Source organism: Zarconia navalis LEGE 11467 (assembly GCF_015207075.1).
Taxonomy (GTDB): domain Bacteria; phylum Cyanobacteriota; class Cyanobacteriia; order Cyanobacteriales; family Geitlerinemataceae; genus Zarconia; species Zarconia navalis.
Genome location: NZ_JADEXN010000116.1, coordinates 1 through 10,986 on the forward strand (window position 1 = coordinate 1; position 10,986 = coordinate 10,986).

The 10,986-nt window shown below is 51.0% G+C and carries 9 protein-coding genes; 2 read left to right on the forward strand and 7 right to left on the reverse strand.

Annotation, left to right across the window (positions count from 1 at the left end; translation table 11 throughout):
• The 3 genes from IQ235_RS08280 to petB all read right to left on the reverse strand — a co-directional run.
• Window positions 1-888 (reverse strand): glycosyltransferase family 4 protein (locus IQ235_RS08280; protein WP_264321008.1); only part of this gene is annotated, 888 nt, incomplete at its 3' end.
• 691 nt (window positions 889-1,579) lie between these two features.
• A complete protein-coding gene (gene petD, locus IQ235_RS08285) occupies window positions 1,580-2,062 on the reverse strand; it encodes a cytochrome b6-f complex subunit IV (protein ID WP_264321009.1) in 483 nt (160 codons plus the stop codon).
• A gap of 115 nt (window positions 2,063-2,177) precedes the next feature.
• Entirely contained in the window at window positions 2,178-2,846 is a 669-nt protein-coding gene (gene petB, locus IQ235_RS08290) for a cytochrome b6 (RefSeq protein ID WP_264321010.1), read from the reverse strand.
• Between the two features lie 240 nt (window positions 2,847-3,086).
• Here petB and ctpA point away from each other — a divergent pair, with 240 nt between their 5' ends.
• Window positions 3,087-4,355 carry a carboxyl-terminal processing protease CtpA gene (gene ctpA, locus IQ235_RS08295; protein ID WP_264321011.1) on the forward strand — a complete coding sequence of 423 codons (1,269 nt, stop codon included), beginning with the start codon at window positions 3,087-3,089 and terminating at the stop codon, window positions 4,353-4,355.
• 174 nt (window positions 4,356-4,529) lie between these two features.
• On the opposite strand, the gene IQ235_RS08300 is transcribed toward ctpA, so the two are convergent.
• From IQ235_RS08300 to IQ235_RS08315, 4 genes are all read right to left on the reverse strand, one after another.
• Complete coding sequence (locus tag IQ235_RS08300) at window positions 4,530-4,844, reverse strand: hypothetical protein (protein WP_264321012.1); 315 nt, start codon at window positions 4,842-4,844, stop codon at window positions 4,530-4,532.
• Between the two features lie 55 nt (window positions 4,845-4,899).
• Window positions 4,900-6,312: an LCP family protein gene (locus IQ235_RS08305; protein WP_405196656.1), complete on the reverse strand. Its 1,413-nt coding sequence runs from the start codon at window positions 6,310-6,312 to the stop codon at window positions 4,900-4,902.
• A gap of 69 nt (window positions 6,313-6,381) precedes the next feature.
• Window positions 6,382-6,741 (reverse strand): hypothetical protein, encoded by a 360-nt coding sequence (locus IQ235_RS08310; protein ID WP_264321013.1) that lies wholly within the window; start codon window positions 6,739-6,741, stop codon window positions 6,382-6,384.
• A gap of 197 nt (window positions 6,742-6,938) precedes the next feature.
• Window positions 6,939-8,543: a S8 family serine peptidase gene (locus IQ235_RS08315; RefSeq protein ID WP_264321014.1), complete on the reverse strand. Its 1,605-nt coding sequence runs from the start codon at window positions 8,541-8,543 to the stop codon at window positions 6,939-6,941.
• A gap of 954 nt (window positions 8,544-9,497) precedes the next feature.
• Here IQ235_RS08315 and IQ235_RS08320 point away from each other — a divergent pair.
• On the forward strand, window positions 9,498-10,982 hold the full coding sequence (locus IQ235_RS08320) for an efflux RND transporter periplasmic adaptor subunit (RefSeq protein WP_264321015.1): 1,485 nt from the start codon (window positions 9,498-9,500) through the stop codon (window positions 10,980-10,982).
• The last annotated feature ends 4 nt before the right edge of the window (window positions 10,983-10,986 follow it).

The window sequence follows — 10,986 nt, forward strand, 5'->3', positions numbered from 1 at the left end:
GGGCATGATATAGGCATCGGCCACTCGGTAGTGGTCGGGTAACTCCTCGTCGGGAACGAACCCGGCAAAAATCACTCGATCGGCGACCCCTAAATCCTTTGCTAGTTTCTCCAAACGCGGTCGATCGTCCCCCCGCCCGATGGCTAAATATTTGACATCCGGAAATTTTTGTAAGAGCTTTGGCAGAGATCGAATGGTAACGTCAACTCCTTTATAAATATCGCCCGACCACAGTCTGGCGACAGTCATCAGCACTTTAGAGTCTTCTAGACCATATTTAGCAATTAAATGAGGTGGTTTGGGGCCCGCAGTAAAGAGTTGTCCTTGAATCGCACAGGGAAGAAGCTGAAATTTTTGCGGGTCGAGCTGGTTGGCACGGCAGGCCAAATCGCGACTGTAGCGGCTAATCGTCCAAATGCTCTGGGCTTGTTGTAGGGCATCTCGATGCAGTTTGGGTAGGGGGTCCCAGACCTCCTTACCGTAGGTTAAAACCGTGTAGGGAATGCCCAAGGGCTCGCACAAAATCCGAATCAGAGGAGCGAGGTTGATGTGACCGCAAAAAACCCGATCGGGTCTTTCCCGTAACAATTGAATCAGTAGCGTCGCGGCGAGTCTGATGCGTCCCAACCACAGGGGCTGGGTTTGTAGATAATAAAATGTCAGCGGACTGGGTTTTGCGAGGGGGCGATCGTCCAGGGGATTGATACATCCACGGCTATCTCGCAACAAAAAAATATCTGCGGTGCGTGCTTTGTTGGATGAAACTAGATTGCCATAGGTGCGAAGAATATCTTTAACATAGGATTGAATACCCCCTTCACCAGAAAACACTTCGAGAAAAACAAAAATATCTTTAGTCGGTCTCGAACCACTTTTTACATCTATCATCGCCTTGATTCTCGTCAAAACTTTTGGGGCAAACTTTCCCGATGCACCTGTTGCGATCTCTGCTATTAGGAACAGTCAAACACTCGTTCTCGCATTTTTTCCAACTTGCAACTAGGATGTACGCGATCGCGACTTGACTTCACTAAGTAGGTGGGACAAATTCAATATATAGCGGTTCTCAAACTCGTGAAGTACAAAGTTTCTGGGTTGAGGGAATGGTGAATGGGGAATAGGGAATAGGGAATAGAATTTGGGTGTACCTCACAAATTCGAGAATTGCGATAAAATTGCTTCGTCAAAAACCCTTACACAAACTCAAAAGTATTCTCAGTCTAATTTCACCGACCTACTTACTAGTCTATCCCCTTTGGAAAAGCGATGGCGACAGATAGACGATCGCAACAAAAATAAGCTAGGACATCAGTATCGGTGAGTCTGGGAGAGAAACATCGCTTCTCCCGATCCCTTCAGTCGATCTTCACGATGTCCGTGTTGGGTGTGGCGGTGGCAATACAGGCTAAGGTGACCGTCCCTTGCCAGCCCAATATTGCAATCGTCAAGATCGACCCTGGAGAGTCCATAAAAATCAACGCCTCTTCTAGTCGGAACAACCGCACGTTCGCGCGGCTTTTTAACTAGAAAAGACGTTGACAAAGGTAACGCGCGCGTCACTCGATATCGATCGCCCTGATTAGAACAAGCCTAAAGTTAAGGACTCATCTAAGGGGAAAGTTGCTCCAATTCCCAGCCACAAGGTGACGAGGGTTCCGAAAAGGAAGACGGCGGTTGCAACCGGACGGCGGAACGGATTCTGAAACTTATTCACGTTTTCAATAAACGGAATCAGCATCAGACCTAAAGGAATCGCCGAGGTAATTGCAATTCCGAGCAACTTGTTCGGAAGCGTGCGCAAAAGTTGGAATGAAGGGTATAAGTACCACTCTGGCAAAATTTCCAGAGGCGTTGCAAAAGGATTGGAAGGTTCTCCAATCATTGCAGGATCGAGTACGGCTAAGCCAACGACACAGGCAAGCGTTCCCAGAATTACCACTGGAAAAACGTACAGAAGGTCGTTAGGCCAAGCGGGTTCGCCATAGTAGTTATGGCCCATTCCCTTGGCAAGCTTAGCTCTGAGACTCGGATCGCTAAGATCCGGCTTTTTCAAGGTGGACATCGTTATGCGTGTTCTCCTGATTTAAGAGCGTATTGGCGGTGAAGTGTCTAAAACTGGAATTTGATATCTTGGAATTTTCCCAGTTTTGGGTTTTCCCACATCGAGTCAAATCAATTTACAACGGACCGGAGATTCCCTGCTTGCGAATCATGAGGAAGTGCAGCAGCATGAAGACGGCAATCAACCAAGGCAGAACGAAGGTATGAAGGCTGTAGAATCGAGTTAGGGTCGCTTGACCGACGCTCGAGCCACCCCGAATCGCTTCCACCATCAAACCGCCGACAACGGGAATGGCATCGGGAACGCCGCTGACAATTTTGACAGCCCAGTATCCCACTTGATCCCAGGGCAAAGAGTAGCCCGTGACTCCGAAAGAAACGGTAATCACCGCGAGGACGACACCGGTCACCCAGGTTAACTCGCGGGGTTTTTTGAAACCACCGGTGAGGTAAACTCGGAAAACGTGTAGAATCATCATCAAAACCATCATGCTGGCAGACCAGCGATGGATCGAGCGGATGAGCCAACCGAAATTCACATCCGTCATTAGATATTGTACGGAGGTAAAGGCTTCGGTAACCGTGGGTTTGTAATAAAACGTCATGGCGAATCCAGTGGCGAACTGGATTAGGAAGCACACCAACGTCACTCCGCCTAAGCAGTAGAATATATTAACGTGAGGTGGGACGTACTTCGTCGTGATATCGTCGGCGATCGCCTGAATTTCCAGACGTTCCTCAAACCACTGGTAGACTTTGGAATCAGTTACCTGTTTGGAAAACATTTACAGTAGATCGTGAATCTTGCTATAGAAAATGTAACACAACTTGACAGGCTCTAACCTAATTGGTGGCAACGATTGCCTTCTCGGAGAGCGAAAATCCCGTCCGAGTCCGAGCAAAGCTCATTCCCTCGCCTCTGGGGAAATATGAGAAGTGGTAAAATTTCTCCGAGCAAATTTTCCATCCCTCTGGCACACTAGACACAGGCGATCGCTCAATACTCTTGAATTAAGGTTTGGATTATGCGTCAACGAGCTTTCTGGGTTGGACTCATCGTCGTGCTACAAATTGTAGTCGGAGTGTTTTGGTGGAGTCCACCGGCTCTTGCTCTCACGGAAGAGCAAAAACTTGTTTCAGAAGTGTGGCGCATTGTCAATCGCTCTTATGTTGACGATACTTTCAACCACCAAAACTGGTGGCGGGTGCGCCAGCAAGCTCTCAAGGAGCGCATGACCGATCGCCAACAAGCCTACGATGTTATCGAAAAAATGTTGGCTCGTCTCGACGATCCCTTTACTCGCCTCCTGAGACCTCAGCAATATAAAACACTGCAAGTGAGTACCTCCGGCGAACTAACCGGAGTGGGGCTGCAAATTGCCATCGATTCCGAGACCAAAAATCTCGAAGCGATCGCCCCGATTGCAGGTACGCCAGCCGAGTTCGCGGGAATTCAACCCAAAGATCTCATTCTCAATATCGATGGCGTGCCGACAACGCAACTTACCCTAGAGGAAGCCGCCACTCGTATGAGAGGCCCGGTTGGCTCTCATGTGGTCTTGCGAGTACAGCGGCACTCCGACCGACAGATTAAAGATCTCGATCTCGTGCGCGATCGCATTGCCATCAATCCCGTCTATGCGGATTTGCGAACCCTCGATGACAAAACCGATCGACAGGTGGGTTACATTCGCCTGACTCAGTTTAGTGCCAATGCCACTTCAGAAATGACGCGCGCCTTAGAAGATTTGGAAGAACGAGGTGCGGATGCCTACGTTCTCGACTTACGCAACAATCCCGGTGGATTACTGCAAGCAGGCATTGAAATCGCTCGTCTGTGGCTTGAAGATCGAACCATTGTCTATACCGTTAACCGACAGGCTATTTTAGGCAGCTTTGAAGCCACCGATTCGGCTCTAACGGACGATCCCTTAGTCGTCTTAGTCAATCAAGGGACTGCCAGCGCTAGCGAAATTCTAGCCGGGGCTTTACAAGATAACGAGCGAGCGACCTTAGTTGGTGCTCGAACCTTCGGCAAAGGGCTGATTCAATCTCTATTCGACCTCTCCGATAACGCGGGCTTAGCCGTCACCGTCGCTCGATACGAAACCCCAAGTCACAAAGATATCAACAAGTTGGGCATTACCCCCGACTTCGAGATCGAGCCAGAGGCACTGACGCGAGATATCGTCGCCACCTCGAAAGATAAGTCTTACCAAACAGCGATCGACTGGTTGACTCGTCAAGGTCTAGTGGCGAGTACGACAAGTTTGCCGCAGGCTGCAAAAAACTAAGGGCTTCGATCGCGGCTTACAGAAACATTGACCCCACAAACAGTGGACTCAAAAAATTTTAAAAGACGTTGAGACTGTAGGGGTCTGTAGGGGTCGTGCCCCCGTGCCGACCCGGCCCGTGCGCGTCCCCTTTCAATTATTTGGGGTCTACCATTGGTAAAAAACGCTGTAATTTTAAGGTTTTCGAGTCGATCTATCGTGCTGGATTTCTTCGAGGTCGGCTTGTATTTTCAGTCCCCGCACGCACTCTTGAGCGGCTCCGATGGTCAATCCGGCTACCGCTCCAACAAGGGCGTATCGAGCATGGGTGCAGGTGGGGCGACCGGAAGGGGCAATTTCGGCGGCGGCGACCCCCAGTCCCGCACCGAGACCGGAGGTAATCAGACTGGCAAAAACGATCGATGGAATATTCACGGTGTCCCCCAGAAATAGTTTCAACTCGATTTGATTGGCTCGTGCTACTGCTATCGTACGCTCGATGCTTTTCAAATCGATCGGGTTCTTACCTCAAATACACGCTTTTTAAAAATCCGTAATATCGCGCTTACCACAAATCTGGGGGGAGATAAGACTCTTGGCGCTCCAACCAATCCCGTCCGATTTGGATGGTGATATCCGATTCGATCGCCCCAGTGCTGTCAATTCGCACTTCCCCAAATCCGAGCAAGCGGCGCAGGCGTTCGGCACTTTTCACATCTCCCGACTGAGCGATAATACGAGTCTCTTCTAGGGGTGGAATCGAAGAGCGGTCTTCGTAGATATTTCCGTATCCGCCATCGCCGAGTTTCTCGACAAACGCATCGACAGCCCTGAGTCGATCGGTGCTATCTTGAATGGCAATACGCAAATAAGCCGGATCGATCGCCAGCGCCCGTTCCGATTGATAGCCTCGATCGAAGTGAGCTGCCATCATTTCATCGATCTGGCTGTAGTTGGGCAGCCAGTAGCTGGGATGATTGGGAGAAGTCGGATTATTAAACTCTCCTGGCAACATCAGCATTTGGGTATTTTCCCGCGTCATATCTGAGGCAAAACCCACCAACGCCACCAGTTCTTCGACACTCAGATTCGTATCGATATGGTCTTGAATCACGGACAGAATTTGCGGCATCCGCACCAGAGTGTTGGGATTGAGAGCTTGTTCGATGGTTGCTCGCATCAGCATTTGCTGGCGTTGGATGCGACCGATATCTCCCCAAGTATCGTAGCGAAATCGGAGAAATTGGAGCGCTTCTTCTCCATTGAGATGTTGTTCTCCTTTTTTCAAATCAATATACAGATGTTGGGTATTATCGGTATACTTCATATCTTTGGGAATGTAGACCGTAATCCCGCCTAACGCATCGACTAACTTTTCAATGCCCTGAATGTTGATGCGCACGTAGCGATCGATGCCCACTCCTCCCAACAGTTCGTTGACGGATCTCGCACTTAGTGCGGGTCCACCCACCCGATTCGCTTCGTTAATCTTGGTTTCTCCCACCCCTTCGATCCAGCTGTAGGTGTCGCGCGGAATCGATAGCAAGCTCAACTTACCGTCCTTGGGATCGAAACGCACCAAGAGCATACTATCGGACAGCCCGTCAAGAGAATTCACCAACGGTTCGTAACCCGACTCCGTGGCAGGTAAATCCACATCGGAGGTGATGACTTTCGTGCCCAGGACTAAAATATTGACCGGTCGCGTCAGTTCCGGCAGCTTCATATTCATCCGCGCCAAATCGTCGGAACTAAAGACCTCTAGCTCTTGGGCCGAGAGTTTGGACTGCATGAGCGGCGTGCTGGAAAGGGAGACGGCCAGCAACGCCCCGGCAGTAGCGGAGAGCATCGCCACCCCAGCCAATCCCGCCCCCAACCACAGCCAATTTCTCACACCCGACTTCGGGAGGTTTTTGGGTGTCGAACGCTCGTTCTTGGATGGGTTTTGAGTTTTGTTGACACGATTCTGAACTGGCACTGGATTCCTCACACTCAATGATTCTTGGGACGTTATAGATGACCCTTTCCACTGAAATACAATACTTTTTTAAGGCAGGCGCTTGCCGATTTTCTCAAATCCCGGTAGCCACAGGGGTTTTCGCTGCCACAAACGCACCATTAGTCCGAAGTTAACTAAAAAATAGGTGGTCGTCCACACACTATTAGCAATCTCCAGCGGGAGTACTGGAAATTCCGCACTCCGAGCACTCATTCCTAACAAAATGTACCCTGAAAGCCAAATTAACGCTAGGGTCACTGTCAACCGACAAGCCGATCTCGTTGCGGCAGAAGCTTCACCCCGATATAGCGTCCACCATGCTGGCAGAAAACCAAAGACTGGAATGAGATAGATAAACACTTCGAGGCGTTTGAAATCATCGCGACGCTCGGGGGGAAGATCTTTCATAACGTACTATTCAAATTTGAATGATTGGGTTCTGTTGACATTTCATGTCCGAAGCCTTGACTTGCCTAATGAATAGTTTCGCTCGCACGGGTGAAATCTAGCTGTCACGCGGGGTTGAAAACCGAATGTCAAGACAGTCTAGTTGCTGTTGAGTCCGATCTGTGCTGCAAACTTCTCCGCCAGCTTTCCCTACTTTTCTAATTTTGGGCGGGAACCGTCCACCAAGCGAGGGCATAAGGTTGACTTTCATCGTTGATCTGCCGTTTGTATTCAACGCGGATTTTATAGCGCCCGGTTTCGGGAACGGCATGGAATACATGTTCGGTACTATCGACAGAGGAAACAGAAGACCAAATACTATCGGCTGTGTTGTTCTCTTCTACGGGCATCAGATACACGTTGAGATCGTTCAAGCCCCGATCGACGAAGGTTTCTCCCTCATCATAGCGATCGTTGCGATTGGTGTCATTGAGTTCTACCACTCGATTCCAGGTTAAGGTCACAGCCACGTGACTGCCAGCTTGAAGGGGTTGCTCTAAAATGTAATCTCGGAATTCTCCTGCGGTGACCCGATCGTAATTCCAGCCTCGGGGGGGAACCGGGGCGCTGGACTTCCACTGACCGGGACTGAACTGTTCGTAGGCGCGAAAGGCATTGAGATGTCCGGTGCCCATATCGCCGTGGAAGGGAATGACTCGATCGTTATGGGCATCGGATGCGAACCAATTGCCGCTCTGCTTATCGATAATGGTGCGGGTCATATCTTGGAGCAAACCGTCACCGTTATCTGCGACTTTCTCGGCCGAGTTGAGCATGACGGCTTTCATCACCTCGTGGCGGCGAGCATCCAAACTCCAGTTGGGTTGGCGGCTACTGAGCTGGCGGTCGCCGTATTCCTGCAATAGCGCCACAGTGGCGGCTACGTGGGGAGAGGCGAAACTGGTGCCGGTATTTTGAGAAACCGTACCATCGCGATCGATTAAATCGACATTTCGACCGGGAGCGAGAATATTGACCAAGCGACGACCGTCAACGTTGGTTTCTAAACCCACCAACCGACTCTCCACTCCGGTAAAGACGCTTCCCAAGTTGGAAACATCCACCTGACTAAAAACTCCGTCTTCCTGGCGAGAAAAAGCGACGTTGATACCGTTAAAGTTGTCAGTGGGGATAGGAATGCCGCCGCTACCTTGGTTTCCGGCGATCGCGTACAGAACGTTGTGGGCGGATGCCGACCAATCGATACAGAGGGTGAGGAGCGCTTGTCCGTCGAGTTGGGCATCGGGTCGGGGATCGAGATAGAGGGGTTCGCCAAAGCTGAAGTTAATGGCGCGCACGTCGTTGCCATTTTGTTCGGCCACGTGCTGAGCGGTCAAACATTCCTGTTCTTGGCGGTTCATCCCCATCCCCAGGGCAGCTCCAGCGGAGTAGAGTCGCGCTTCGGGAGCCACCCCCGGTACGGCTTTTGCCGAACTGACCATCACACCGGCAACGCTTTGAGCGTGACCGTCTAAGTTGGTGTCGCTGCTCGCGGGGCTATTGCGAAAAAACACGCCGGTGGGTGCCGTGCCGCCATCGGGCAGTGTATATTTATCCAGACCGAATTGAGCGGGTCTGCCGATTTCTACTTGACCGATGGCAATTTTGCGACCTCTGAGGTTATAGGGGGGTTCGTGCAGCCGGCGCGCGTCGATTCCAGCTTCTCCAACGGATATGGCTCGGGCGATACCTTGTAATCCCAAACAAGATAGTCCGAAGATTCCGGCAATGGAGAAGAGTTTTTTCGCAGTGTTAGGCTTCATCAATGGGGTGACTCCGATCGGGACGCTCTCGAAAGTCGAGTGGCAAACGTACCGCTATCTATCTCCGTCTGGAAACATCGATGGATGGGTGAGAAGGGCGCGATTTTGACGAATTAGAGCTGAAACTTGCGTCAAAGCGATCGCCTGCTCGCTCAGCCGTTCGGACGATCGGGGGCGACTTGGCTCCCCATCCCGAATTGCAGTATCGATAGGGTAAATTTGACTCGATTTTATCCTCAAATTGTGCCACGAGATTCTGGGGTTTGCCAACTCGGGCTTCTAGACTCGAATAAGCTTTCAGCACTTGAGCCGTCGGTCGTCAGCGGTTTCTTACTCATCTGAGTGCTTCCGTATTCCTGAGTGCCAACGACAGGGTTGTCGATCTCGCGCACCAGCGAGTACGTATCAAACTTTGAAGTGCCTACTTGCAAGGAGATGTCGTTTTCCGACATCATAGTCCCAAACAACAAAAACTCATCACTCTCTGATGAGTCGCAAAATTTCTAGATCGCGCGCCACAACCCTCCATCCCAATAAGTGACCGAGAAAATTTTGGAAAATTATCCTTTGCGGGCTTTATATTTTCTCATAGAAGGCGCAAATAACCTCGAATATACGATTTCTAGCAGATTTGAGTTTTTTGAAGTTCTGACAACTCCAAGCATTTCCATTTTTCAGTCAACCAGATTCAGTACTCAAGACTTCAAGACGGATAGGTCAATCTCGTAAATTTAGAGTTTTAGAGATCGACTTAGCTTAGATTGACAACTCGTCAATCTAAGGTTTTTTATCCAAAAGTAGATAGATTCGACTCGAAATCTATCTATTATTATCTATCTAAAGATCGATACAAAAAAACGATCGAATTAGACTTTACCTTTCTCGCTAAATTGGTTAAGATGCTGCAATATTTAGCTTTGTCGATCGCTCAAAAACTTTACGGTATAACAGCTCATGTTGGGTCAGACTTCCCCACCGCTTCGAGCGGCAATTTCTTCGATCGTTCTCGTCTTTTTAAGTGGATGTGGGGGAGAGCCGCAAGCAGCAGCACCGCCTCCAGTGCCGGTAGAAGTCACGAGGGTTCAATTCGATCGCGTGGAGAGCAGCGATATCTTCAACGCTCGCCTGCGTGCCGAGCAAGTCGCCGAGATTCGCCCCCAAGTGAGCGGTCAGGTGAGCCAAGTTTTCGTCGATTTGGGTGATTTTGTCGTCCAAGGCGATCCGTTATTCGCCATCGATTCGTCCCAGCAAGCAGCCAACGTCCGCTCGCGCGAAGCCGCCGTCCGGGTAACTGAAGCCAGCCGCGCCAACGCGGTCGCCAACCTCAGAGCAGAAGAACGAGAGCTAGAGCGCATCCGAGCCGAACGAGCCAATCTTTCCGAAGGATCGCTCGTGGATGACGCTCGCGCTCAGGTTGCCGCCGAGCGCGCCGAACTGCAACGGCGGCAAGCCGTACTCGATTACAGCCGCAAAGAAGAAAAGCGGTATCGCGAACTTTCAGAGGGTGGGGCTGTGGCTCGGGAACGCTACGACGAAGCAGTGCGGGATATCCAACAAGCCGAAGCCGATGTTGCCAATCAAGCCGACGCAGTTCGCTCGGCCGAAGCCGCCGTGGGGACAGCCGAGCGAGATCTCGATCGCCGCCAGGCCACCCTCGATGCTCAAATGGCCACCCAAAACGAGTTAATTGCCGCCGCGGCCCTTAACGTCGCCACCATCGACGAACAAGTCGTGCAAGCAGAAGCCGAAGTGGACGAAGGGGCGGTAGAACTGGGATACTACAACGTCCGAGCGCCCTTTGATGGGGTTATCGGAGAGGTGCCCGTCAAAGCTGGAGATTACGTCACGCCTCAAAGCGACCTAACAACGGTCAACCAAAATCAACCCCTAGAAGTCCTGCTCGATATTCCCATCGAAGAGGCTTCCCGCATCCGCCAGGGAATGACCGTCGAACTGCTCGACCCCACAGGAGCTGCCATCGGTATCAGCCAAGTCTCCTTCGTTGCCCCGGAAGCCAACTCCGACACCCAAACCGTTCAAGTCAAGGCTCTGTACGGTAACGCTCTCGGGGAACTGCGTACGGACGAACTGGTACGAGCTAGGGTGATTTGGGAAGAGGAAGAAGGCATTACCGTGCCCTTTGCCTCGGTGACGCGCATTGGCGACCAAGCTTTTGTGTTTGTCGTCAATCCAGATCCCGAATCTTCTCAAGATCCCGAATCCTCCCAAAACGATCGCTCCCAAGAGCCATCTCTGGTCGTCTCTCAAGTTCCCGTCCAATTGGGTTCTCTTCAAGACCAAACCTACGAAGTCGTTTCCGGTGTCGAAGCGGGAGATCGCATCGTCTCCTCTGGAGTGCAAAAACTCTCGAACAATACCCCCGTAGAGATTCGCGCTGAAGATAGTGCCGCAAAATCGAATGACGACCCGCAATCTTAGGAAG

Bases quoted from the DNA above. Each gene is read 5' to 3' on its own strand.
- petD (WP_264321009.1), bottom strand. From the start codon at position 2,062: ATGTCCACCTTGAAAAAGCCGGATCTTAGCGATCCGAGTCTCAGAGCT.
- petB (WP_264321010.1), bottom strand. From the start codon at position 2,846: ATGTTTTCCAAACAGGTAACTGATTCCAAAGTCTACCAGTGGTTTGAG.
- ctpA (WP_264321011.1), top strand. From the start codon at position 3,087: ATGCGTCAACGAGCTTTCTGGGTTGGACTCATCGTCGTGCTACAAATT.
- IQ235_RS08310 (WP_264321013.1), bottom strand. From the start codon at position 6,741: ATGAAAGATCTTCCCCCCGAGCGTCGCGATGATTTCAAACGCCTCGAA.
- IQ235_RS08315 (WP_264321014.1), bottom strand. From the start codon at position 8,543: ATGAAGCCTAACACTGCGAAAAAACTCTTCTCCATTGCCGGAATCTTC.
- IQ235_RS08320 (WP_264321015.1), top strand. From the start codon at position 9,498: ATGTTGGGTCAGACTTCCCCACCGCTTCGAGCGGCAATTTCTTCGATC.